This is a genomic window from Paenibacillus sp. GM2FR (assembly GCF_002803325.1).
In the GTDB taxonomy this organism is placed as follows: domain Bacteria; phylum Bacillota; class Bacilli; order Paenibacillales; family Paenibacillaceae; genus Paenibacillus_AQ; species Paenibacillus_AQ lautus.
The window spans coordinates 3051155-3075224 of record NZ_MKZM01000008.1 but is presented as its reverse complement, the minus strand read 5'-3'; the positions used below and the strand labels follow the sequence as shown (position 1 = coordinate 3075224).

General features: G+C 50.0%; 22 protein-coding genes. 21 read left to right on the top strand and 1 reads right to left on the bottom strand.

Going from position 1 to position 24070, the window contains the following annotated elements; genetic code table 11:
• Positions 1–17 precede the first annotated feature (17 nt).
• From PAEVO_RS13700 to dut, 16 genes are all read left to right on the top strand, one after another.
• Positions 18–200 carry a hypothetical protein gene (locus PAEVO_RS13700; protein WP_100538044.1) on the top strand — a complete coding sequence of 61 codons (183 nt, stop codon included), beginning with the start codon at positions 18–20 and terminating at the stop codon, positions 198–200.
• Positions 201–249: 49 nt separating this feature from the next.
• Complete coding sequence (locus tag PAEVO_RS13695; RefSeq protein ID WP_100538043.1) at positions 250–4566, top strand: PolC-type DNA polymerase III; 4317 nt, start codon at positions 250–252, stop codon at positions 4564–4566.
• A gap of 179 nt (positions 4567–4745) precedes the next feature.
• Entirely contained in the window at positions 4746–5207 is a 462-nt protein-coding gene (gene rimP / locus PAEVO_RS13690; protein WP_076324962.1) for a ribosome maturation factor RimP, read from the top strand.
• 32 nt (positions 5208–5239) lie between these two features.
• The gene (gene nusA, locus PAEVO_RS13685) at positions 5240–6337 is read left to right on the top strand and encodes a transcription termination factor NusA (RefSeq protein ID WP_076324961.1); all 1098 of its coding nucleotides are present in this window, start codon (positions 5240–5242) and stop codon (positions 6335–6337) included.
• Between the two features lie 25 nt (positions 6338–6362).
• Positions 6363–6674: an RNase P modulator RnpM gene (rnpM, locus tag PAEVO_RS13680; RefSeq protein ID WP_053492673.1), complete on the top strand. Its 312-nt coding sequence runs from the start codon at positions 6363–6365 to the stop codon at positions 6672–6674.
• Positions 6667–6990, top strand: a complete 324-nt coding sequence (locus PAEVO_RS13675; protein ID WP_174819209.1) for a YlxQ family RNA-binding protein — start codon at positions 6667–6669, stop codon at positions 6988–6990. The genes rnpM and PAEVO_RS13675 overlap by 8 nt, the downstream gene beginning before the upstream one ends.
• Positions 6983–9676: a translation initiation factor IF-2 gene (gene infB, locus PAEVO_RS13670; RefSeq protein ID WP_100538041.1), complete on the top strand. Its 2694-nt coding sequence runs from the start codon at positions 6983–6985 to the stop codon at positions 9674–9676. The genes PAEVO_RS13675 and infB overlap by 8 nt, the downstream gene beginning before the upstream one ends.
• Before the next feature lie 19 nt (positions 9677–9695).
• The gene (rbfA, locus tag PAEVO_RS13665; protein WP_100538040.1) at positions 9696–10049 is read left to right on the top strand and encodes a 30S ribosome-binding factor RbfA; all 354 of its coding nucleotides are present in this window, start codon (positions 9696–9698) and stop codon (positions 10047–10049) included.
• Positions 10050–10079: 30 nt separating this feature from the next.
• Positions 10080–11057, top strand: coding sequence for a DHH family phosphoesterase (locus tag PAEVO_RS13660; RefSeq protein WP_100538039.1), 978 nt, complete (start codon positions 10080–10082; stop codon positions 11055–11057).
• Positions 11054–11965, top strand: a complete 912-nt coding sequence (gene truB, locus PAEVO_RS13655) for a tRNA pseudouridine(55) synthase TruB (protein WP_100538038.1) — start codon at positions 11054–11056, stop codon at positions 11963–11965. The genes PAEVO_RS13660 and truB overlap by 4 nt, the downstream gene beginning before the upstream one ends.
• Before the next feature lie 36 nt (positions 11966–12001).
• On the top strand, positions 12002–12955 hold the full coding sequence (locus PAEVO_RS13650) for a bifunctional riboflavin kinase/FAD synthetase (RefSeq protein WP_100538037.1): 954 nt from the start codon (positions 12002–12004) through the stop codon (positions 12953–12955).
• A gap of 165 nt (positions 12956–13120) precedes the next feature.
• The gene (gene rpsO, locus PAEVO_RS13645; RefSeq protein ID WP_006211281.1) at positions 13121–13390 is read left to right on the top strand and encodes a 30S ribosomal protein S15; all 270 of its coding nucleotides are present in this window, start codon (positions 13121–13123) and stop codon (positions 13388–13390) included.
• A 406-nt stretch (positions 13391–13796) separates the two neighbouring features.
• Positions 13797–15902, top strand: coding sequence for a polyribonucleotide nucleotidyltransferase (pnp, locus tag PAEVO_RS13640; protein WP_100538036.1), 2106 nt, complete (start codon positions 13797–13799; stop codon positions 15900–15902).
• A gap of 214 nt (positions 15903–16116) precedes the next feature.
• The gene (locus tag PAEVO_RS13635; RefSeq protein ID WP_100538035.1) at positions 16117–17109 is read left to right on the top strand and encodes a polysaccharide deacetylase family protein; all 993 of its coding nucleotides are present in this window, start codon (positions 16117–16119) and stop codon (positions 17107–17109) included.
• Between the two features lie 91 nt (positions 17110–17200).
• Positions 17201–18469, top strand: a complete 1269-nt coding sequence (locus PAEVO_RS13630) for a M16 family metallopeptidase (RefSeq protein WP_100538034.1) — start codon at positions 17201–17203, stop codon at positions 18467–18469.
• Positions 18444–18890 carry a dUTP diphosphatase gene (gene dut / locus PAEVO_RS13625; RefSeq protein ID WP_207797476.1) on the top strand — a complete coding sequence of 149 codons (447 nt, stop codon included), beginning with the start codon at positions 18444–18446 and terminating at the stop codon, positions 18888–18890. The genes PAEVO_RS13630 and dut overlap by 26 nt, the downstream gene beginning before the upstream one ends.
• Positions 18891–18978: 88 nt before the next feature.
• Here dut and PAEVO_RS34635 read toward each other — a convergent pair whose 3' ends face one another.
• Positions 18979–19107 carry a hypothetical protein gene (locus tag PAEVO_RS34635; RefSeq protein WP_279300450.1) on the bottom strand — a complete coding sequence of 43 codons (129 nt, stop codon included), beginning with the start codon at positions 19105–19107 and terminating at the stop codon, positions 18979–18981.
• A 28-nt stretch (positions 19108–19135) separates the two neighbouring features.
• Here PAEVO_RS34635 and dpsA point away from each other — a divergent pair, with 28 nt between their 5' ends.
• The 5 genes from dpsA (at position 19136) to dapA (ending at position 24026) form a co-directional block, all read left to right on the top strand.
• Positions 19136–20032, top strand: coding sequence for a dipicolinate synthase subunit DpsA (gene dpsA, locus PAEVO_RS13620; protein WP_098746977.1), 897 nt, complete (start codon positions 19136–19138; stop codon positions 20030–20032).
• Entirely contained in the window at positions 20033–20623 is a 591-nt protein-coding gene (locus tag PAEVO_RS13615) for a dipicolinate synthase subunit B (RefSeq protein WP_100538033.1), read from the top strand. It begins immediately after the preceding gene.
• A gap of 82 nt (positions 20624–20705) precedes the next feature.
• Entirely contained in the window at positions 20706–21752 is a 1047-nt protein-coding gene (locus PAEVO_RS13610) for an aspartate-semialdehyde dehydrogenase (protein ID WP_100538032.1), read from the top strand.
• Positions 21753–21822: 70 nt separating this feature from the next.
• Positions 21823–23037, top strand: coding sequence for an aspartate kinase (gene dapG / locus PAEVO_RS13605; protein WP_100538031.1), 1215 nt, complete (start codon positions 21823–21825; stop codon positions 23035–23037).
• A gap of 107 nt (positions 23038–23144) precedes the next feature.
• A complete protein-coding gene (gene dapA, locus PAEVO_RS13600; protein WP_100538030.1) occupies positions 23145–24026 on the top strand; it encodes a 4-hydroxy-tetrahydrodipicolinate synthase in 882 nt (293 codons plus the stop codon).
• Positions 24027–24070: the final 44 nt, after the last annotated feature.

Here is a 24070-nt window from a genome sequence, read left to right as displayed (position 1 = left end):
CTGGAGGAAGCTTCCGGATGGCAGTATGGCGGACGCTCTTCTTTTTGGGGCAGGACGAATGGGTGCTGCCGGCGGAGGCTTTATTCTATTTATTTAAGAGTATAGAATTTATAAGTTTTCAGCGAAGCGGAACGAATTCGACAATCGGAAGAAAAACGTCCACTAAACGCGGTTTGTCTTTTGTGGATGTTCGTCGATAGAAGTTAGAAGTTTTTCTTATAGCTTTATGCATTGCAGGGGGAGGGAACCATGGGCACAACAGAAGATAAAAGGAAGCGATTTGAACTGCTGATCAAGCAGGGAGAAGTTCCGGCCAATCTGGTGGAACCCTATTTTTTGGACGGCGTGATTGAGCAGGTAGAGACAAGCAAGGCCAGTAAGGACTGGAGAATAACCGTCCTGAAGGAGACCTTGGTTCCAGCTGAGGTCTATCGCACATTTTGTCTGAGAATTCAGGAGAAGATGGGGCATATTGCGAAGATTAAATTTGTGTTCCGATATGGAAGCGGCGTTCCCGAAGCAGATATCGTGCAAGAATACTGGGGCTTGTTCCTAGAGTGGGCACATCGGGAGATCCCTTCGGTCAATGGATGGATGACAAGGGCTAAATACGAGGTGGATGATGGGCAAGTCCTTCTCTCCATGTCGGATGGCATGTCGCTTGAGCTTGCCCGTAAGAAACAGATCGATTCCGCCATTACCCGCTTTTTCGGGCAGTATTTTGATCTGACGCTGCGCGTGAAAATGCAGGTCGGCGATAATGGCCAGGCGGCTTATGAGGAGTTCGAGCAGAGGAAACGAGAAGAAGAGCGCGAGGTCATCGAGCAGATCATGAGCAGCATGGAAGCTGAGCTGGATGCCGACGATGAGGAAGAGGGCGCGGTTCGGCTGCAGGTTGGGTATGATATCAAGGAACAGCCGGTTCCGCTTCAGGAGATCCAAGACGAAGAGAAGAAAATTACGATTCAGGGAACCATCTTCGGATTGGATCGTAAGGAGCTCCGGAACGGAAGTACGTTATTCACATTCTATCTGACGGATTTCAGCGATTCCTTGCAAATGAAAATGTTTGGCAAGACGAAGGACGACTTGAAGGTCCTGAGCCTTCTTGAGAACGGCAAATGGGTGAAGGCGCGCGGGCGCGTGGAATATGACCGGTTTATGCAGGTGCCGGAGCTGGTGATGATCCCGTCCGATCTCAATGAAGTGCCGTCGCCGCCATCACGCAAGGATAATGCCGCCGAGAAGCGGGTTGAATTCCACCTGCATACAACGATGAGCACGATGGACGCGGTCACACCGATTGACCGTTATATCAAAACAGCGGCGAGCTGGGGACATAAAGCCATCGCCGTAAGTGATCATGGTGGCGTACAGTGTTATCCTGATGCAGCAAAGAACGCCAAGAAACATGGCATTAAAATGATGTACGGCGTTGAGGCCAACGTCGTGAATGATGCCGTCAATATTGTGGAGCAAGCACAGCCGATCGAGCTCAGCAGTGCGACTTATGTTGTATTTGATATTGAGACAACAGGTTTGTCCATCACCGCGAACAAAATCATCGAGCTTGCTGCCGTGAAGATGAACGATGGCAAAGAGATTGATCGATACGCTACCTTCGTTAATCCACACGAGAGAATCCCGTACCATATTCAGCAATTGACGAACATCAATGACGATATGGTTAAGGATGCTCCTGAACTGGAGCCGGTACTGAAAGAGTTTGTTGAATTCGTCGGGGATGCCGTGCTCGTGGCTCACAATGCACGATTTGACATGGGGTTCATCCAGGCAGCACTCAAGAATGCCGGCATGGACACGCTCGACAATCCCTATCTGGATACGCTGGAGCTGGCACGTCTGGTGCATCCGGGCCTTAAGAATCATCGTCTGAACACATTGGCAGATAAGTATAAGGTGCTGCTCGAAAGCCATCACCGCGCGATTGACGATACGATTGCGCTGGCTGGAATCCTGAACGGGCTCCTTAGCGATGTGGACAAAACGAAAGGCGTCAAGATGCTGGACCGCCTTAATGATTACGTCGGTACGGATCTGTCCAACACCCGCCCTTTCCACTGCGGTATTTATGCTTTGAATATGACAGGCAAGAAAAATCTGTACAAGCTGATCTCCATGTCGCATACCGAATATTTCAAGCGGGTGCCGTGTATTCCTAAATCCAAGCTCCAAGAGATGCGGGATGGATTATTGGTACTTTCCGGCTGCGAAAAAGGGGAGTTCTTCGAAACGGTGCTGAACAAAACGGAGGAGGAAGCCGAAGAGATTGCGGACTTCTACGATGTTTTGGAGATTCAGCCGTTGACGATGTATATGCATTTGGTGGACAAAGGCTTGGTGGGCAGTCCCGAAGAGATCAAAACCGCAATTTCCAAAGTCGTGCGCATCGGCGAAAAGCTGAACAAGCCGGTCATCGCCACAGGAAACGTGCACTATCTTGAACCGCGGGATAAGCTGTTCCGGGACATTACCATCCATGGGATTACCGGTTTCAGCCCGCTTAAGGATATGCGTAAGCCTGACGCGCATTTTCGGACTACGGAAGAGATGCTCGAAGAGTTCGAGTTTTTGGGACAAAACAAATGTTATGAAGTTGTAGTAACGAACACTAGCGAGCTGGCCGACCGCTTTGAAGAGTTGGAATTGTTCCCGGATAAGCTGTTTACGCCGATTCTGGATGGCGCGGATGAAGAAATCCGCAACACCTGTTACGACACGGCCAAGTCCATTTATGGCGAGAACTTGCCGGAAGTCGTAGTGGCCCGGTTGGAGAAAGAGCTTGAGCCGATCATTAAATACGGTTTCTCAGCGAACTATTTGATTTCCGAGAAACTGGTTAAAAAATCGAACCGGGACGGCTATTTGGTTGGTTCACGGGGTTCCGTAGGCTCATCCGTCGTTGCCACATTCCTCGGCATATCCGAGGTTAACCCGCTTCCGGCCCATTACATTTGCTTGAACAGCGACTGCAAGCACAGCGAATGGTTCCTGGACGGCAGCGTGCCGAGTGGATTCGACTTGCCGGACAAGGCTTGTCCGGAATGCGGAAACATGATGAAAGGCGAGGGACAGGATATACCATTCGAAACCTTCCTGGGTTTTAAAGGGGATAAGGTTCCCGATATTGACTTGAACTTCTCCGGTGAATATCAGCCGCATGCCCATAATTTCACCAAAGAGATGTTTGGCGAGGAGAACGTATTCCGTGCCGGTACCATCGGCACCGTGGCAGAGAAGACGGCGTTTGGCTTCGCCAAAAAATATGAGGAACATAACAACAAGCGCTGGCGGGGCGCGGAATTGAACCGGCTGGCATCAGGCTGTACCGGTGTCAAGCGGAGCACAGGGCAGCATCCCGGCGGTATTGTCGTTGTGCCGGATTACATCGAAGTGGAAGAGATCACGCCGGTGCAATTTCCCGCGGACGATGTCAACGCAGAGTGGAAAACGACGCATTTTGATTATCACGCCTTTGAAGCGAACCTGCTCAAGCTTGATATTCTCGGGCACGATGATCCGACCATGATGAGGATGCTTCAGGATTTGACCGGCGTGGATCCAACGACCATTCCGATGAACGATCCGAAAGTAATGAGCATGTTCAACTCAACGGAGGCGCTGGGCGTCAAGCCGGAGCAAATACGCTCGCCGGTGGCCACCTTCGGCGTGCCGGAGATGGGCACCAAATTCGTCCGCCAGATGCTGGTGGAATCGCAGCCGTCGAGTTTTGCCGACTTGTTGCAAATCTCGGGTCTGTCACACGGAACCGGCGTTTGGCTCGGCAACGCTCAAGAGCTCATCAAGAATGGTACATGCAACATCAAAACCGTTATTGGTTGCCGCGACGATATCATGTTGTTCCTGATTTATAAGGCTGGCATGGACGCGAGCCTCGCATTTAAGATTACGGAAAGCGTGCGTAAAGGCCGGGGGTTGTCGCAGGAATGGATTGACGAGATGAAGAAATGCAAAGTGCCGCAGTGGTACATTGATTCCTGTCTCAAAATCCAGTACATGTTCCCGAAAGCCCACGCCGCCGCGTATGTTATCTCAGCGGTGCGGACGGCTTACTTCAAGCTTTATTATCCGATCGAATATTATGCAACGTACTTCTCGGTGCGAGCCGAGGATTTCGATATCGAATTATGCTGTCAGGGCTATGAGGCGATTTATCGCCGAATTGAAGAAATCGAGCAGCTGGGCTTCGGAGCAAGCCCGAAGGAAAAAGGAATGCTGCCGATTCTGGAGATGGCGCTGGAAATGACGGCAAGGGGCTTCTCGTTCAAGAACATCGATCTGTATGAATCGGATGCGCTCCGATTTAAGGTGGATGGAGATTCGCTCATTCCGCCGTTCTCCGCACTGCAGGGGATCGGTGATAATGCCGCCCGCAATATTGCTGCCGCACGTGAATTCGGTGAATTCCTCTCCATAGAGGATTTCCAGCAAAAATCGAAGGCAAGCAAAACCGCCGTGGAGCTGTTGACCCAAATGGGGTGCTTCCGCGGTCTGCCGGAGAGCAATCAGTTATCATTGTTCTGATTCTTGTCATCCCGTCATTGCCGTGACGCCTTGACAGTCAAGGAGTCATACTTGTCACTATTACCAGACTATGTTATAATTTTTTTGGTAATCATGGAGATAAAACCGTTGTGTAAAGAGTGGGGCAACCCACTCTTTACTCTTTGGTATATAGGAAATCAACTTGGAGGTTATGTTCTTTGAGCACATCAAAGATTAAAACGACTGTGGAAGAAATGGTGCAGCCGTATTTGGACGAACACGGCTTTGAACTGGTAGATGTGGAATACGTTAAGGAAGGAAGCAACTGGTTCTTGCGCGTGTTTGTTGATAAAGACGGCGGCATTGACATTGACGATTGCGGTTTAATCAGTGAATACCTGAGCCAGAAGCTGGACGAGAACGATCCGATCCCGACAGCTTATTTTCTTGAAGTCTCTTCTCCTGGCGCGGAACGTCCCCTTAAGAAAAAAGAGGATGTTGCGAAGTCGGTCGGCAAGAACGTGTTTGTTACGGTATACGAGCCGATTAACGGGTTGAAAGAGTTTGAAGGCAAGCTGGAATCCTTTGATAATGAGGAGCTAGTCATTCAAACCGTCAAGAAGCAGCACGTGATTCCATATGCAAAAGTAGCCAGTGCCAGATTGGCCATCATTTTTTAAACGGAAGTTTTGAAAGGGGGAACCGATTTTCAATGAGTATGGATTTTATTGAAGCGATGAATGAGTTGGAAAGAGAAAAGGGCATCAGCAAGGATGTGCTGTTTGAAGCCATTGAAGCGGCACTGATCTCGAGTTACAAGCGCAATTTCAACACGGCGCAAAATGTACGGGTAGACATGAATCGCAATACGGGTGTCATCAAGGTGTTCGCGCGGAAGCTGATTGTGGACGAGGTGCTGGATCCGCGGACTGAAATTTCGCTGCATGCGGCCCGGGAAATCAATCCGCATTTTCAGATTGAAGATATAGCGGAAATCGAGGTTACGCCGCGTGATTTTGGACGGATTGCAGCTCAAACGGCAAAGCAAGTTGTTACCCAGCGCATTAGAGAAGCCGAGCGCGGCCTGATCTACAGCGCTTTTATTGACAAGGAAGATGATATCGTAACGGGTACGCTGCAGCGTCAAGATTTGCGTAACATTTATATCGACCTTGGCAAGATCGAAGCAGCCTTGCCGCTTACCGAGCTTATGCCTAACGAGAAGTTCAAGCATGGCGACCGGATCAAAGCGTACATTACCAAGGTTGAGAACACAACCAAGGGTCCGCAAATTATGCTGTCCCGTACGCATCCGGGCCTTTTGAAGCGCCTGTTCGAGCTTGAAGTGCCGGAAATCTTTGACGGCGTTGTTGAAATCCGCTCGGTTGCGCGCGAAGCTGGATTCCGCTCCAAAATTGCGGTATTTTCCCGTAACGATGAAGTCGATCCGGTTGGTTCTTGCGTCGGACCTAAGGGCATGCGCGTACAGACGATTGTCAATGAACTTCGCGGCGAAAAAATTGACATCGTGCGTTATTCCGATCAGGTTGAAGAATACGTGGCCAATGCGCTGAGCCCATCCAAAGTACTTGAAGTTCAAGTATTTGAAGATGAGAAGATGGCGCGCGTAATTGTTCCGGATTATCAACTCTCGCTTGCGATTGGGATCAAAGGCCAGAATGCTCGTCTCGCGGCGAAGCTGACAGGCTGGAAGATCGATATTAAGAGCGAAAGTCAGGCGGAGCAGGAATTTGGCAGACCGAAGTCCCAATCAGGTGAAATGCACCAGGATTCCGTCTCTGTCGATTAATTCCAAATGACAGGGGGTTGTCGTCTTGAAACAGAGAAAGATACCGCTGCGTAAATGTGTAGCGTGTCAGGAAATGATGCCGAAAAAAGAGCTTATCCGGATTGTTAGGACTCCCGAGGATGCTGTTCTGATTGATCTCACCGGCAAAAAGTCGGGACGGGGAGCGTATTTATGCGGCAAAGTTTCCTGCTTCAAGCTGGCACACAAAAATAAAGCACTGGATCGAGCGTTGAAACAACATGTGAAACCTGAGATCTATGAACAGTTGGCACAGGATTTCATCAAGGTGGAAGATGAATTCCTCGCTGCAAAAGAGAGTGCTGCCGATGATGAATAGGGCGCTTTCTCAGCTCGGCCTGGCCATGAGGGCAGGTAAGGTGGTTACCGGGGATGAGATCGTGCTCAAAGCCATCCGGTCTTCTGAAGCAAAATTGGTTATTCTGGCGGGTGACGCCTCAGTTAATACAACAAAGAAGTTCCGCGATAAATGCGGTTCTTACAATATCCCTCTGGTAATCGGATTTGACCGGGAAAGTCTGGGCACAAGTGTAGGTAAACCCGAGCGGGTTGTGCTGGCAGTTACGGATCAAGGATTCGCAGAAATGATCTCCAAGAAACTGGAGACAATGTCGGAGGTGGAGTATATTGAGTAAACAGGAAAACAAAGACAATAAACTTCGAGTATACGAATATGCTAAATCGTTGAACATGAGCAGTAAAGAAATCATCACGATCCTTAAACGTTTGAACATTCCGGTCAATAACCATATGAGCGTAATGGAAAACGATACGGTGTCCAAGGTAGAGCAGTTTTTCAAAGATATCAAATCGAATGCAGCAGCCAAGCGGGATAGTGGAGACGCTTCCCGTACCGAGAATCGTAAACCAGCGGTTTCCGGAGCCAATGCGGCTGCAACTGTATCCAATGCAAAAACAGAAGGTACTTCCGCTAGCGTGAGTGCCGAAGGCAACCGTAATGGGCAGGACGGTATGCGTCATTCAGGACAGAAAGCACCAGAACAACAAGGTCAAAGCCAGCCCAAAAAACAACAGGAAAAGCAGGTAGGTATGAATAGTAGAACGAATCAAAACACTCAGAATGCTTCAGGTTCCCAGCGTCCCCAAGGAGGGCAGGATACCCGAAGAAATCAGTCTGGCTCCGCACAAGGAAGTCAGCAGAACAATCGTAGCCAAGCATCCCGACCAGGCGGCAGCACGCAGACCGGATCACGTCCTCAGGGCGGAGGTCAAGGCGGCGCACGTCCGCAAGGCAATAATCAAGGCGGATCACGTCCGCAAGGTAGTAATCAAGGTGGAGCGCGTCCTCAGGGCAGCAACAACCAAGGCGGGGCTCGTCCGCAGAGCAAGCCGGGTGGAACCGGAGGCGGATTCTCAGGAGCTAATAGCAATAACAATAATAGCAACGGCCAGAACCGCGGTTCCAGAAACAACAATAACAATCGTTCAGACTCCAAGCGTTTTGATGACAACCGTCAGGGAGGATTCCGTGGCAACAATCGCGGTGGAAAGAACAACCGCGGCCGGAATCAACATAATCAGCAGCCGCCTCGTGAGAAAATCGACAACACGCCGAAGAAAATTATCGTCCGTGGCAACATGACCGTCGGTGAAACGGCGAAGCTGCTTCATAAGGACGCTTCCGAAGTCATCAAGAAGCTGATTTTCCTCGGCGTGATGGCCACCATTAACCAGGAGCTGGATATCGATACGATTCTATTGCTTGCTGGCGAATTCGGTGTAGAAGTCGAAGTGAAAATTCCGGTAGAGGAAGATCGTTTTGAGACCGTTGAAGAAAACGATGCTCCGGAAGAACTGAAAGAACGTCCACCGGTCGTTACCATTATGGGTCACGTCGACCACGGTAAAACGACGCTGCTTGATGCGATCCGTTCCACGAACGTATCCAGTGGCGAAGCTGGCGGTATTACGCAGCATATCGGTGCTTACCAAGTCGAGATCAATAACAAGAAGATTACGTTCCTGGATACACCGGGTCACGAAGCGTTTACGGCCATGCGTGCCCGTGGTGCACAAGTAACGGATATGACAATCATCGTGGTTGCGGCTGACGACGGCGTGATGCCACAGACGGTCGAAGCCATTAACCATGCGAAAGCAGCAGGTTTGCCGATCATCGTTGCCGTGAACAAAATCGATAAACCGGACGCTAATCCGGATAAAGTCAAACAAGAATTGACGGAATACGAGCTAGTGCCCGAAGAGTGGGGCGGAGATACCATCTTTGTTAACGTTTCGGCGAAACAGCGGATGGGTCTGGAAGACTTGCTTGAAATGATCCTTCTGGTAGCAGAAGTGAATGAATATAAAGCAAACCCTGACAAACGCGCACGCGGTACCGTTATTGAGGCTGAGCTGGATAAAGGCAGAGGTCCGGTAGCACGTATTCTCGTTCAGCATGGCACATTGAAAGTGGGCGACGCCTTCGTAGCGGGCAACTGCTTTGGACGTATTCGTGCGATGGTGAACGATAAGGGCCGTCGATTAAAAGAAGCGGGTCCTTCAACACCGGTTGAAATTACCGGTTTGACTGAAGTTCCGGGCGCCGGCGATCCGTTTATGGTGTTTGAGGATGAGCGTAAAGCGCGTAATATCGCTGATAAGCGTGCGATTACCCATCGTCAATCCGAGTTGAACACGAATACCCGCGTGACGCTGGATGATCTGTTCCAACACATTAAAGACGGTGAGATCAAGGATCTTAACGTGATTATCAAAGGTGACGTACAAGGTTCTGTTGAGGCGCTGAAAGGTTCCTTGAACAAAATCGAGGTGGAAGGCGTTCGCGTCAAAATTATCCACAGCGGTGCCGGGGCGATCACGGAATCCGACATTATTTTGGCAGCTGCCTCCAACGCGATTGTTATCGGCTTTAACGTTCGTCCGGACGTTCAAGCGAAGCAAACCGCCGAGCAGGAAAAGGTTGATATTCGTCTGCACCGTGTAATATATAATGTAATCGAGGAAATTGAGCAAGCTATGAAGGGGATGCTCGATCCGGAGTACAAAGAAACCGTGATCGGTCATGCGGAAGTCCGCAGCACCTTTAAAGTGAGCAAAGTGGGTACGATTGCAGGATGTATGGTGACATCCGGTAAAATTACGCGTAACGCAGAAGCTCGCTTGATCCGTGACGGCATTGTCGTTCATGAAGGCAAGATCGATTCCCTCAAGCGTTTTAAAGATGACGCTAAAGAAGTGGCACAGGGTTATGAGTGCGGTATTACCTTGGTAAGCTATAGCGACGTCAAAGAAGGGGACGTAATCGAAGCCTTCATCATGGAGACGGTAGAGCGCTAACGAATGAGGTGATCAGACCATGGCAAAAATCAGAACTGGGCGCGTAGGCGAGCAGATTAAAAAAGAGCTCAGCCAACTGATCCAAACGGAGATGAAAGACCCAAGAATCGGTTTCATTACAGTGACCGGTGTTGACGTTACAAATGACCTGTCTCAAGCGAAGGTATACCTGAGTGTGCTCGGCGACGACGAGCAGAAGGCAGCCTCCTTGAAAGGGTTGGATAAGGCAAGCGGCTTTCTCCGCTCCGAGCTGGGCAAGCGGATTCGACTCCGGCATGTGCCGGAGCTGATCTTCAAATTCGATGATTCCATTGCGTATGGCAGCCATATCGAGAAGTTGCTGACCGAAATCGTGGATCGCGAAGAGAAATAGAGTAGTTCGTTTTTATAAAGGAGAGGGCGAATGCAGACCTATGAACAAGAGCTGCAGCAGGTGAAATCATTCCTGCTGGAGCACGATGATTATTTGGTTGTGTCGCATGTTCAGCCCGATGGAGATGCAGTCAGTTCCACCCTTGCGGTGGGCTGGCTTCTCTCATGTCTGGGCAAGAAATTCACGATGATTAATGAAGGGCCCATTCCAAAACGCATGAAAATGTTGTGGCATGCAGAAGACATTCTCAATCTGTCTGAACAGCAGCCAGGAAGAACGTTCTCACACGTCATTTGTGTCGATTGTGCAGATTTTGCTAGAGTAGGCTATACGAAGCAGGTATTTGCCGATCATGCAAGCATTGTTAATATTGATCATCATCCAACGAATGATCGATATGGAGCCGTCAACCTGGTCGTGCCGGAAGCGGCAGCAACCGCAGAAATCCTTTATGATTTGCTGAATTTGTTTGAAGTGAACTGGGATGCCGAAATTGCAACGGCGATTTATACGGGGTTGCTAACGGATACCGGCGGTTTTCGTTATTCGAATACATCGCCCAAGGTCATGAGCATCGCTTCCAATTTGTTGTCCTACGGCGTGAACGGACCCGAAATTGCGGAAACGTTACTAGAGGAAATGACGCTTCCACAGATGAAGGTGCTGGTTCAGGCGTTAAATACGTTAAGCGTGTCGGATGACGGTAAAATAGCCTGGGTATACGTAACGCCTGAGTTTATGGAATCATGCGGCGCCGTGAGCGAGGATCTGGAAGGGATAGTCAATTACCCCCGAAACATTCAGGGAGTTGAAGTCGGGATTCTGTTCAAGTCGCTGAAGTCCGGAATGGTTAAGGCGAGTTTGCGTTCAGCCGGAAAAGTGGATGTTGCGGCATTAGCCCAAATATTTGGAGGAGGCGGCCATGTTCGGGCAGCAGGTTGCAGCATTGAAGGCTCCCTGCACGACATCATCCCTAAAGTAGTAGAGCAGGTGAGATTAAAGCTATGACGCAATTAGAAGGCATCTTGGCTGTTCACAAACCAGCAGGCTGGACATCCCACGACGTGGTAGCGAAGGTTCGGGGAATGGTTCGTTTGAAGCGAATCGGACATACGGGTACGCTGGACCCCGAAGTCACGGGCGTGCTGCCGTTATGCCTGGGGAGAGCTACCCGAGTTGTGGAATACCTGCAGGAACTGCCTAAAGAGTATCATGCGGTCCTACGCCTCGGATATTCGACGGATACCGAGGATATTACCGGGAGTGTGGTGGAGACGGCAGATGAAGTTCGTGTGACCAGGGAGGAGGCGCTTGAAGCGCTTCAATCTTTTACAGGCCAGATCTCTCAGATCCCACCCATGTTTTCCGCTGTTAAAATCAATGGTAAACGGTTATACGAGCTTGCCAGAGAAGGTAAAACAGTGGAACGCAAGAGCCGGACTGTAACGATCCATGAAATCGAGATGACGGATTTTGATGCTGAAGGGGATTATACGGAAATTTCTTTTCGGGTATTGTGCTCCAAAGGTACATACATCCGCACGCTTTGTGTGGATATCGGGAGGAAGCTCGGCGTGCCATCTGTCATGGTTAAGCTGGTACGCACGGTATCGGCGGGAATCTCAGAGGAGCTGTGCTTAACCCTGGAGCAAATTGAGCAGTTCATGAAGGATGAAACGCTGCACACCCGGCTTATTCCCGTGGATCAAGCGATTGATTATCTGCCGAAGCATACGGTTTCTGAAGAGAAAACGGATGCTGCCCTGCAGGGACAGCGCTTGTCCTCAAGAGCGGTGGAACCGCCTGTTGACAGCTCGGAGCCTATTCGCTTGTATGATATAAAGGAAAACTTTCTGGGAATCTATAAGCGGCAAGAGGAGACAGGGGCTATCGTTCCTGTGAAAGTATTTTCCTAAGCACGACTGGATTTAGTGAGTGGAGGTGAGTATTTTATGAGGGTTGTTTCTTTATCTTATCCTGTATCTTCCGATATCGTACGAGAAGCTGCCGAGCCGAAGGTAGCTGCAATCGGCCAGTTCGACGGTCTTCACCTGGGACATGCCAGCGTGCTTTCAACGGCTGTCAATATCGCGCGGGAGAATGGAGTGCCGGCCGCACTCATTACCTTTTATCCTCATCCGAAAGACGTGATTGGTAAAGGGAGCTATGAGGGTTATCTGACACCTCAGCCTGACAAGCAGCACCTGCTTGAGGAGATGGGCATCGATATTTTGTACGTTGTCGAGTTTAATAAAGAGTTCTCCCAGGTGAGTCCGGAAACGTTTGTTGATGAGATGCTGTTTCCCTTGAATCTTCAAACGGCGGTTGTCGGATTTGATTTCCGGTTCGGCCATAAAGGCGCCGGAGATGCTGTCAAACTTCAGGAACTTGGTGAAGGCAGGATGTCTGTCGTTACGGTTCCGCCGTTCTTGGTCGATGGCGAGAAGGTGGGGAGTTCATCCATACGAATTGCCTTGAAAACAGGACAGCTGTCGGATGCAAACCGCTGGCTCGGACGGAATTACCATATCCGCGGCACGGTCATTCATGGGGAGAAGCGGGGGAGGAAGATCGGTTTTCCTACCGCTAACCTGGAATTGACGGATCCGTTCGTGGTACCGGCACTAGGTGTCTATGCCGTTCGGGCACGGACGGATCAGCATCACAATTGGATTCCGGGCGTGATGAACATCGGCGTGAAGCCAACGTTCCATGAAGGGATCACAGAGCCTATCTTTGAGGTGCACTTGTTTGATTTTGAAGGGGATCTGTATGATCAGATCATGACGGTGGATATCGTTCAATATATCCGCAAGGAGCATAAATTCGAATCGGTTCAGGAACTTGTGGAATGGATTCAGCGAGATGCCGTCGAGGCCCGCAAAATTTTGAAAGTCAGTGAATAAACGTTTTGGGACAAATTGTCCGCAAACGGATTTTCTTTTTTAGGTAAAGTATGCTATACTCTTAGAGGTTGCCCGAAGATTGGGCAATTCTAACCTTGGCTTGGATGTTCGATCTCACCGTCGGTACCTGGGCCAACGGCGATTATAATGAGGGAGGTGAACAGGATGGCATTAACTCAAGAACGTAAACAACAACTGATTGACGAGCACAAAACTCATGAGTCCGATACAGGATCTCCAGAGGTGCAAATCGCTATCCTAACGGAAAACATTACGAACTTGACTGACCACTTGCGTACACACAAGAAGGATCATCATTCCCGTCGCGGATTGTTGAAAATGGTCGGCCAACGCCGTAAGTTGCTTGCATACTTGAAAAACAAGGATGTTAAACGTTACAGTGCTTTGATCGAGAAGCTTGGATTGCGTCGCTAATCATCCATAAGATGTGCCGAAAACAGCCTGGTTGTCCACTGTCCTTCTTGGAACGACAGCGGCACAGCCGGGCTCTTTTCTAAGTATTGTACAATTTACCGTTTTCGAGCTTCCCCACAAAGTACTGCGTACGCTTCATAGCCTAAACTCCACTTTGTGGGGTTATCTTAATATAGATTCTTTATAGATTGTAGGCGTGGTCTGTTCGCTAATTTTCGCTTAATTAGTATAACCAGGGGCAATCTATACGGAGAATGTTCTATACGGTTCGGGTTGTTCCTGTACATAGGTTTGCGATTTCGACCGTTTGGATGGCTCTGGTTAGGAAATGTGGACAGCGTTTTGCAAAAGACATGCTGATGGTAGAAGATTTCAAAAAAAATTTATCCCCATGAGGAGGGATTACATGGAAACACGTGTTGAAATGCAGCTTGGCGGAAGACCCCTCGTGTTCGAAACAGGGCGCCTTGCGAAGCAGGCAAATGCGGCTGTGATGGTTCGTTACGGCGAAACGGCAGTCCTGTGTACAGTGACAGCTTCCAGTGAACCGAAGGATTTGGATTTCTTTCCATTGACGGTCAACTACGAGGAGCGTTTGTACGCAGTCGGTAAAATTCCGGGTGGATTCATCAAACGCGAAGGCAGACCAAGCGAGAAAGCGATTCTTGCCAGCCGTCTGACAGACCGTCCGATTCGTCCGTTGTTCCCAGAAGGATTCCGTAATGATGTACAGGTTCTGAATCTCGTCATGAGCGTCGATCAGGATTGCGAGCCGGAAATCGCGGCAATGATCGGTACTTCCGCTGCCTTGAGCATCTCGGATGTGCCTTTTAACGGCCCGATCGGCGGCGTAGCCGTAGGGCGTGTTGATGGCAATTTTGTGGTGAATCCGGATATTGCGCAGCAGGAAGCAAGTGACATCTATCTTGTTGTTTCAGGTACCAAAGATGCAATCATGATGGTTGAAGCTGAAGCAAACGAAGTTCCTGAGGAAGTCATGCTGGAAGCCATCATGTTCGGGCATGAGGAAATCAAGAAAATCGTAGCCAAGATCGAAGAACTCGTGGCCGCTTGCGGTAAAGAGAAAATGGCGGTTAAACTTCATGCGGTCAATGAAACGGTGAATCGTGAAGTGCGTGATTTTGCCGAAGCTCGTCTTGTTGAAGCTGTTCGCATTGAGGAGAAGCATGCCCGCCAGGATGCGATTGACGCTATCAATGATGAAGCATATACCGTATTTGAAGAGAAGTATATCGAGACACCTGAGTTGTTGAAGGATGTTAAAGAAGTGCTTCACGATATCGTGAAGGAAGAAGTTCGACGTTTGATCACGCATGACAAGGTTCGTCCGGACGGTCGTGGTCTGTCTGAGATCCGTCCTATCGATTGCGATACCAGCCTGCTGCCTAGAACGCATGGTTCCGGTCTGTTTACACGTGGACAAACCCAGGCTCTTAGCGTGTGTACACTCGGTGCTCTAGGTGATGTACAGATTCTCGATGGAATCGATCTGGAAGAGACCAAGCGTTTCATGCACCATTACAACTTCCCGCCGTTCAGCGTAGGGGAAGCACGTCCGCTTCGCGCTCCGGGCCGTCGTGAAATTGGTCATGGTGCACTCGGTGAACGTGCGTTGTCGAAGGTCATTCCGAATGAAGTGGAATTCCCGTACACGATTCGTCTCGTATCTGAAGTTATTGAATCGAACGGTTCGACCTCCCAAGCAAGTATTTGTGCAAGCACACTTGCTATGATGGATGCAGGGGTACCGATTAAAGCACCTGTAGCCGGCGTAGCGATGGGCTTGATTAAAGACGGAGATCATGTTTCCATCTTGACGGATATTCAAGGGATGGAAGACCATCTCGGCGACATGGACTTCAAGGTTGCAGGGACACCTGACGGAGTTACCGCCATTCAAATGGATATCAAGATTGACGGTATCGACCGCGCGATTTTGCAGGAAGCCCTGCAGCAGGCAAAAGAAGGACGCATGCATATCCTTGGAAAAATGGCAGAAGCCATTCAAAAGCCAAGAGAAACGTTGTCCCAATATGCGCCTAAGATTATTACGATGCAGATCAATCCGGACAAAATTCGCGACGTGATCGGCGCCGGCGGCAAGATCATCAACAAAATCATCGAAGAAACCGGCGTGAAGATCGATATCGAACAAGACGGCCGCGTGTTTATTGCCTCTTCCAACGATGAGATGAACAAAAAGGCTCTTTCGATTATCGAAGGCATCGTGCGTGAGGTAGCTGTTGGCGAAATCTATACAGGTACTGTAAAACGAATTGAGAAATTCGGCGCGTTCGTTGAAATCCTGCCTAACAAAGACGGGCTTGTTCATATCTCCCAGCTCTCAACTGAGCGCGTAGCGAAGGTAGAGGACGTGGTTGCCATCGGTGACGTCATTACCGTGAAGGTTACCGAAATCGACCAGCAGGGACGGATTAACCTGTCTCGCAAAGCGGTTTTGACTGCGGAAACAAACAAGAGCGGATCTTAATCCGCGCTTTGTTTGTTTAACAGCATATAGATAGAAGCAAAAAGAGGCAGAACCTATCATTCTGGCTCTTTTTTTAATCATTACGGCTCATGGGATTCGTAAGCTCTTGGACAAGCATCTGAAACAGGCTTCACAGCGTAAGCCCACTTTGCGGCACATATTTCCTCCTGAACCTACATAAAATGGGACAAAGCTTCTCAAGGGGAGGGTGGATATGCCCATGAATGGAAAAAAGATGGTTGTGCTGCTAACCGGTGCCGCAATGGTGTCGGCTGTTGCTGTGTTCAGCGGGGCCTGGGGATATGTTTCGGGACTGCAGATTAAACCCGAGGGGCAACTCGTTAGCGGTTCAGAGACGGCAGTAGACCTGGATTTATTGAGTCAAATCGAAGCCGCCGCGGCAAAATCACGCATTGAGCCGGTGGATGCCAGGGTGGACTCCGTGTGGAAGGCGATTCCCGGTTATAATGGACTCGAAATCGATATTGAAGCTACATACCAAGCAGCATCGTCGAAAAAGCGAAAAGCCGGAGAGGCCATCCCTTATGTATACCGGCAAATTCCGGCCAAAGTGACGCTTCATGATCTTGGAGACCAACCGATCTATCGGGGCAACCCCAACAAGCCAATGGTGTCGCTGATGATTAACGTGGCCTGGGGGAATGAATTTCTGGTGCCGATGCTGGACACGCTGGATGCGGAGAATGTGAAGACGACCTTTTTCCTGGATGGGAGCTGGCTGAAGAAGAACCCGGAGCTGGCCGGTGAAATTCTGAAACGAGGTCATGAGGTGGAGAATCATGCCTATACGCATCCGAATATGAGTCGTCTCAGCAGGGATCGGGCGGAGCTGGAAATTGCGAAGACGCAGGAGCTGCTTAAAGAAAGCCTCGGGGTAGAGAACAAATGGTTTGCGCCGCCTTCCGGTGATTTTAATCAGCAGACCGTATCCATCGCCCAGGCAAGGGGATTGAAGACGGTCCTATGGACGCTCGATACGGTGGATTGGAAGCATCCTGCACCGGATGCAGTCGTACAGAAGATCTCTACGAAGGTGGAGCCGGGTTTCCTAATTTTGATGCACCCCACCGATTCCTCGTCCCAAGCATTAAAGGGAATGATTGACGGAATACGGGCCAAAGGGCTGGAAATTGGAACCGTCAGCCAGACGCTTTCTCCTGAGCGAATCATGCCGAAGGGAAGTTGAGCCGTATGGTAAAGTTTGATAGAATGAATGGATGGCATGAGGCTGGTAATCAGCTAAAGTGATCCTGGATGGAACAGTTAGGGGGGCCCTCGTGAAAAAAATACAATTGTCTAACGGCCTGAGAGTGGTTATGGAGCAAATCCCGACAAGTCGTTCGGTTTCATTCGGTATTTGGGTAAAGACCGGATCCCGCAATGAATCGGAGGACATCAACGGGATTACGCATTTTATAGAGCACATGATGTTCAAAGGGACGGAGCGCTTTGACGCCCGTGCCATTGCTGAAGAATTTGATGCTATCGGCGGAAACGTCAACGCTTTTACGTCCAAGGAATATACGTGTTATTACGCAAAGGTGCTGGATGAGCATTTTCCGATTGCGGTTGACGTATTGTCCGACATGTTCTTCAACTCGAAGCTGGATGCGGGCGAGTTAGCCAAGGAGAAGAATGTCATTCTGGAAGAGATCGCGATGTATGAGGATACGCCGGATGATCTGGTTCATGACCTGATGTCGTTATCGGCGTACGGCGATCATCCGCTGGCTTATCCGATTCTCGGCACGAAGGAACGGCTTGAATCGATGGATTCGCAAGCGCTGAGAGCTTACATGGACAAACACTATACCATTGAGAACACGGTGATTGCCTTGGCAGGCAACATTAATGATGAAGTGATCGAGCTGTTAGAACGTCATTTTGGCAGCTTTTCCAATCACGGCAGCTCCGAGCTGCTAGACGTGCCCGCCTTTTTGGACGGTGTTCAATTCCGTAAGAAGAAAACAGAGCAGAATCATATCTGCATGTCGTTTCCCGGCTGCTCCATCGGAGACGAGCTTCAGTATGCAATGGTATTGTTGAATAATGCCATTGGCGGCGGCATGAGTTCACGCTTGTTTCAGGAAATCCGGGAGAAACGCGGATTGGCTTATTCGGTATACTCCTATCATAGTTCGCACGCAGATAACGGGATGTTCACCATTTATGCAGGCACAGCGCCCAAGCAGACAAAGGAAGTCCTTCAGCTGACCACGGAAATGCTGCAAGATCTGGCACAGAACGGGATGACGGAGGAAGAGCTGCGCAAAGGGAAGGAACAACTGAAGGGCAGTCTCATCCTGAGTTTGGAGAGCACGAGCAGCCGCATGAATCGCTTGGGTAAGAACGAACTGATGCTGGGTCGCCATTTCAGCCTGGATGAAATCATTAAGCGGATTGAACAGGTGGAGATGAAGGATGTCGACGCGGTTCTTGACCGTATGTTTGGGACTCCATATGCACTAGCGATGGTAGGAACTTCAGATAAAGCACTGAATGTACTTAGGAGGAATGAATTTGTTGCACTACGTTCAAATCAATAGATTGCCAGGTAATGAAGATGTGAAACTTCCCGTAAAAATGTCCGAACTAGCCGCAGGTTTTGATCTGCATGCGGCGGTTCACGAGCCGGTGGTATTGAACCCCGGTGAGCGCAAACTAATCCCGACCGGTTTTGCGATTGCCATGCCGGCCGAGCTTGAAGCTCAAATCCGTCCGCGCAGCGGACTGGCCTACAAGCATGGCATTACCTGCCTGAATTCTCCGGGTACGATTGATGCTGATTATCGCGGGGAAGTAAAGGTGCTGCTGGTGAATTTGGGACAAGAACCGTTTGCAATTGAGCGTAATGAACGCATCGCCCAGATGGTGTTTAAAACCGTCCCTGCCGTAGAATTCATGGAAGTTGATGAGTTGTCGGGCACCGTACGGGGTGCAGGCGGATTCGGTCACACCGGCAAGTAAACCGTATCATGTACAAGTAAGGGGTATTATCATCATGGTTTTACCACGCACACCGCTCCGGCTTATGCCGGGCGGTGTTTTTTTTACATTAGCCATCATGCGAAATGGATTCGGTCCCGGCCTCGTCGTTTATAGCGGTATTTATTGCGTTAAGGCGGTAGTTTAATTGAAATGCGCTCACCACCATATAGGCGGCGGCATAAGATGGTTTATACATTGGTTAGAAGAAAGGAGCGAGGCCTTCCATGCTGACTGGAGTCCGGACCGTCTTTGTTGGAGGAGACGCAAGGCAAATTGAGGTCATAAGAAAATGCGCTGAGATGGATGCCTCCGTCATGATCGCCGGGTTTGAGAAGCTGCAGGATTCTTTTCAGGGAGTGACTCGCGAGCCGCTCACGCCAGAGCTGTTATCAAATGCCGATGCTCTGATCCTGCCTGTCGTGGGATGTGATGATGAGGGACGTGTCAGCGCGCTGTTCTCAGAAGGGCCATTGCGACTGCAGGAGGAACATATCGCAGCGATGCCCGGACATGGAGTGATCTATACAGGCATGGCGAAACCCTATTTACGCTCGCTATGCGACAAATATAAGATCAAGCTGGTAGAGATTTTGGAGAGGGACGATGTAGCCATCTATAATTCCATTCCGACAGCGGAAGGGGCACTGATGATGGCGATCCAAAACACGGATTTTACGATTCACGGATCAACTAGCATGGTGCTTGGCATGGGACGGACAGGGTTCACAATGGCACGCAGCCTGCAAGGCCTGGGTGCCAAAATTCGGATGGGCGTACGCAAATCGGAACACTATGCCAGAGCTGAGGAAATGGGCTGGAAGCCCTTCCTGGTAAGGGATCTGAGCTCTTATGTGTCGGATATTGACTTGCTTTTTAACACGATTCCTACTATGATAGTCACAGCACAAATCATCTCGAAAATGCCTCGGGAGGCTGTCATCATCGACCTTGCCTCTGCACCCGGCGGATGCGATTTTCGCTATGCCGAAAAACGGGGTATCAAAGCTATGCTCGCACCCGGACTACCCGGAATCGTGGCTCCTAAAACAGCCGGCATCATTATGGCCAACACGCTGGTGGAGCTGATTTCTGAAGAAATCAAGATTCGGGGGGATGCGTAGATGAATTGGAATGGAATAACAGTGGGTTATGCCCTGACAGGATCGCACTGCACGCTTGAAGAAGTGATGCCGCAGATCCAGCGGTTCAAAGATGGTGGAGCGAACGTGGTGCCGATTGTGTCCAGCACCATCATGACAACCGATACCCGATTCGGCACATCGGAGAATTGGCAGAAACAGTTGAAAGATATAACCGGGAATGATATTATTTCTACAATTGTGGAGGCGGAACCACTAGGTCCATCCAAGCTTCTTGACGTTCTGGTTATCGCCCCATGCACGGGAAACACGACCAGCAAGCTGGCCAATGCGATGACTGACAGCCCTGTTTTAATGGCAGCCAAGGCGCAGATGAGAAATTGCAGACCGCTGGTTCTGGCAATTTCAACGAATGATGGCCTTGGACTGAATGCGGCGAATATCGCTAAGCTGCTTGTAACAAAAAACATATATTTTGTCCCGTACGGACAGGATAATCCACAGCAGAAGCCGAACTCGCTTGTCGCCAAAATGAATTTGATTCCGGAAGCCTGTTATGCGGCACTGGAAGGGAAACAGCTGCAGCCGATGATCGTTGAATATTCGCATTAACCGCGATTAAGCCTTTTGAACAACAAGGGCAACATAGAAAAGTGACAGCCGCAGTTCCATTCATGAAGGGGAGTTTAGCCAGATGACTGAGCATCATTATAATGTGGCCGTTGTTGGAGCAACCGGTGCAGTCGGGCAACAGATTCTCAAGCTGTTGGAGTCGCGTCATTTTCCGATTGCGGAGTTAAAGCTGTTGTCCTCTGTAAGATCCGCCGGTAAAGTATTGAACTTCAACGGCCAAGCGATCCTTGTGGAAGAAGCAACCCCTGACAGTTTTGCGGGAATCGATATTGCGCTGTTCAGTGCGGGCGGCGATGTAAGTAAGGCACTGGCGCCACATGCGGTACGCCATGGAGCGGTATGCATCGATAACACCAACGCTTTCCGCATGGATCCGGATAAAGTGCTGGTCGTGCCGGAGGTAAACGCCGAGAAGATTGATGAACATAACGGTATTATTGCGAATCCGAATTGCTCGACGATTCAGATGGTAGCCGCGTTGAAGCCGCTTCATGACGCATACGGCATATCCCGCATTATCGTTTCAACCTATCAAGCCGTTTCTGGCGCCGGACATCAAGCCATTGATGAAATGCTGCGCCAGAGCAAGGAGATTCTTGACGGCCAAAAGGTGCAGCCTGACATTTTACCTGTTGGATCGCTGCCTGTGAAGCATCAAATCGCCTTTAACGCGATTCCGCAGATCGATAAATTTACAGAGAATGGTTATACCTTGGAAGAAATGAAGATGGTCCGCGAGACCAAAAAAATTATGGGCGACGAATCCATCGAAGTGACGGCTACTTGTGTACGTATCCCGGTCGTTAGCGGGCATTCGGAATCCGTGTACGTTGAATTCAAGAATGACTATGATCTGGAAGAAGTTCATCGGCTTCTGTCGAATGCACCCGGTGTTACGCTGGTTGACGATCCATCGGCACAATCGTATCCGCTTGCTACGGATGCCGTGGGGAAACCGGATGTATTCGTAGGAAGGCTTCGCCGCGATCTGGGACATAAGCGTGGACTTAACATGTGGATCGTTTCAGATAATCTTCTGAAGGGTGCTGCATGGAATGCCGTGCAAATCGCGGAAATCATCGTCAACAAACGGAACGGCCAGGCTTAGTAGCCGGCCGTTTCAGTCGGTCGGCCCGAAATTTACGTCTCCTGGGCATATATAAACGGAGGAATATTTTATGCGCATCTTAGTTCAAAAATTCGGCGGCACCTCATTATCATCACCGCAAGCAAGAACCCATGTTATTGGACACATCCAGCGCGAACTGGCTAATCACTACCAATTGGTTGTGGTTGTATCGGCTATGGGACGCCGCGGGGAGCCTTACGCAACAGATACTCTCCTGGACTGGATCGGTCATAACGGAAACGCGCTTCCTGACAGAGAGCGGGATTTGCTGCTCTGCTGTGGTGAGATTATCTCAGCCACAACGCTGTGCAGCCTGCTTCAGCATGAAGGCATAACTGCGACGGTGTTGACGGGTGCCCAAGCCGGATTTCTTACAGACGATCACTTCGGAAATGCACGCATTAAGGACGTAAAACCTGAACGGGTTTTGAAAGAGTTGGAGTCTTATCAGGTTGTTATCGTGACCGGTTTCCAGGGGCAGACCGATTCGGGTGACTTTACGACGCTGGGCAGGGGCGGAAGCGACACCTCGGCTACAGCACTTGGAGCCGCGCTTCGGGCTGAAATGGTTGATATCTACACGGATGTCAACGGCATCCTTACGGCGGATCCCCGCATCGTCGAGGATGCGAAGCCGCTCAGCTATGTAAGCTATACGGAGATTTGCAATATGGCTCATCAAGGTGCCAAGGTTATTCATCCTAGAGCAGTTGAGATTGCCATGCAATCCCAAATTCCGGTCAGAGTGCGGTCAACCTTCTCGGATAATGAGGGAACACTGGTTACCCAGCCGGAAGGTTTCAGAGATATACAATCCGGAATCGTGGACCGCTTTGTGACGGGAGTTGCTTATGTAAGCAATATTACGCAAATCTCAGTGGAGTGCGATCGCACGGAAGGTCTTCAACTGAAGGTTTTCAAATCGATGGCGGAACATTCCATCAGCGTGGACTTTATTAATGTTACCCCTACAGGAGTCCTTTATACGGTGTTTGACAGCGATTCGGAGAAGGCGATTGAAGTGCTGCAGAGCCTGGATTTGAAACCAAAAAGCTTGTCCGGTTGTGCGAAGGTGTCCGTCATTGGCGGCGGGATCAACGGGGTTCCGGGGATCATGGCCAAAATCGTGGAATCGTTGAGCGAGCACGATATCCCGATTCTGCAATCGGCAGATTCGAACACAACGATCTGGGTGCTTGTGAAGAAGGAAGATATGGCTCAAGCGCTGCGTGCTTTGCATCACAAATTCGAACTTCACCGATAAGCACATAAGATGAATCTGTTCGTTAAACGTTTGATAGGAAATACTATATATAAGATTACTTACGAAGGAAGCTTGCCCGTTTGGGACAGCTTTAAGGAGGAATCATTGTGGATTTCGGAAGATTGATTACGGCTATGGTAACCCCATTTGATCAGAATGGTGAGATCAATTGGGACGAGACTGCGAGATTGATCGAGCACCTGATTGTGGAACAAAAGTCGGACTCCCTGGTCATTGCAGGAACGACGGGCGAATCGCCAACGCTTAGCGAAAACGAGAAGCTTGAACTGTTTAAGTTCGCAGTGAAGCAGGCAGGTGGACGGAGCAAGATCATCGCAGGTACAGGCAGCAACGATACGGCACATTCTGCAGAATTGACGAAAAAAGCGGAAAGCTGCGGCGTCGACGGTATTCTGCTTGTCGCTCCATACTACAATAAGCCGAACCAGGAAGGGCTCTACCAGCACTTTAAGGCGGTCGCTGAGGCCACTTCCTTGCCTGTCATGCTGTACAATGTGCCTGGACGGACGGGCATCAGCCTAAGCACGGCCACAACCTTGCGTCTGGCTCAAATAACGAACATCGTTGCGACCAAGGAATGTGCTTCGATTGACCAGGTCACCGGCATTGCCGCAGGAGCTCCGGAAGGGTTCATCGTTTATTCCGGCGACGATTCCGCGGCACTTCCTGCTCTGGCCGTAGGTGCTTACGGAATCGTAAGCGTGGCCAGTCATATCGCTGGGGCCCGCATGAAGGATATGATCCAAGCCTATGTGGAAGGAAACGTGAAGGAAGCCGCCAAGCTGCATCAATCCTTGTTCCCGCTGTTTAAGGGCCTGTTTGAATGTCCTGACCCGCTTCCGAACCCGGCGGCAGTTAAATTCGCTTTGATTGAGCGGGGCTATCAGGTCGGCGGCGTTCGTCTGCCGCTTGTTTCTCCTAGTGAGAATGAGGCTGCATTTATCCGTAAGATGCTGTCTTCCTTGTAACCTGCACACCTACCATATCCAAGCCATTGCCTTCAATGAAGGCA

Bases quoted from the DNA above. Each gene is read 5' to 3' on its own strand.
- PAEVO_RS13650 (WP_100538037.1), top strand. From the start codon at position 12,002: ATGAGGGTTGTTTCTTTATCTTATCCTGTATCTTCCGATATCGTACGA.
- PAEVO_RS13660 (WP_100538039.1), top strand. From the start codon at position 10,080: ATGCAGACCTATGAACAAGAGCTGCAGCAGGTGAAATCATTCCTGCTG.
- rpsO (WP_006211281.1), top strand. From the start codon at position 13,121: ATGGCATTAACTCAAGAACGTAAACAACAACTGATTGACGAGCACAAA.
- pnp (WP_100538036.1), top strand. From the start codon at position 13,797: ATGGAAACACGTGTTGAAATGCAGCTTGGCGGAAGACCCCTCGTGTTC.
- PAEVO_RS13695 (WP_100538043.1), top strand. From the start codon at position 250: ATGGGCACAACAGAAGATAAAAGGAAGCGATTTGAACTGCTGATCAAG.
- PAEVO_RS13635 (WP_100538035.1), top strand. From the start codon at position 16,117: ATGCCCATGAATGGAAAAAAGATGGTTGTGCTGCTAACCGGTGCCGCA.
- PAEVO_RS13675 (WP_174819209.1), top strand. From the start codon at position 6,667: ATGAATAGGGCGCTTTCTCAGCTCGGCCTGGCCATGAGGGCAGGTAAG.
- PAEVO_RS34635 (WP_279300450.1), bottom strand. From the start codon at position 19,107: ATGTATAAACCATCTTATGCCGCCGCCTATATGGTGGTGAGCGCATTT.
- truB (WP_100538038.1), top strand. From the start codon at position 11,054: ATGACGCAATTAGAAGGCATCTTGGCTGTTCACAAACCAGCAGGCTGG.
- dapG (WP_100538031.1), top strand. From the start codon at position 21,823: ATGCGCATCTTAGTTCAAAAATTCGGCGGCACCTCATTATCATCACCG.
- nusA (WP_076324961.1), top strand. From the start codon at position 5,240: ATGAGTATGGATTTTATTGAAGCGATGAATGAGTTGGAAAGAGAAAAG.
- PAEVO_RS13615 (WP_100538033.1), top strand. From the start codon at position 20,033: ATGAATTGGAATGGAATAACAGTGGGTTATGCCCTGACAGGATCGCAC.
- PAEVO_RS13610 (WP_100538032.1), top strand. From the start codon at position 20,706: ATGACTGAGCATCATTATAATGTGGCCGTTGTTGGAGCAACCGGTGCA.
- dpsA (WP_098746977.1), top strand. From the start codon at position 19,136: ATGCTGACTGGAGTCCGGACCGTCTTTGTTGGAGGAGACGCAAGGCAA.
- PAEVO_RS13700 (WP_100538044.1), top strand. From the start codon at position 18: ATGGCAGTATGGCGGACGCTCTTCTTTTTGGGGCAGGACGAATGGGTG.
- rbfA (WP_100538040.1), top strand. From the start codon at position 9,696: ATGGCAAAAATCAGAACTGGGCGCGTAGGCGAGCAGATTAAAAAAGAG.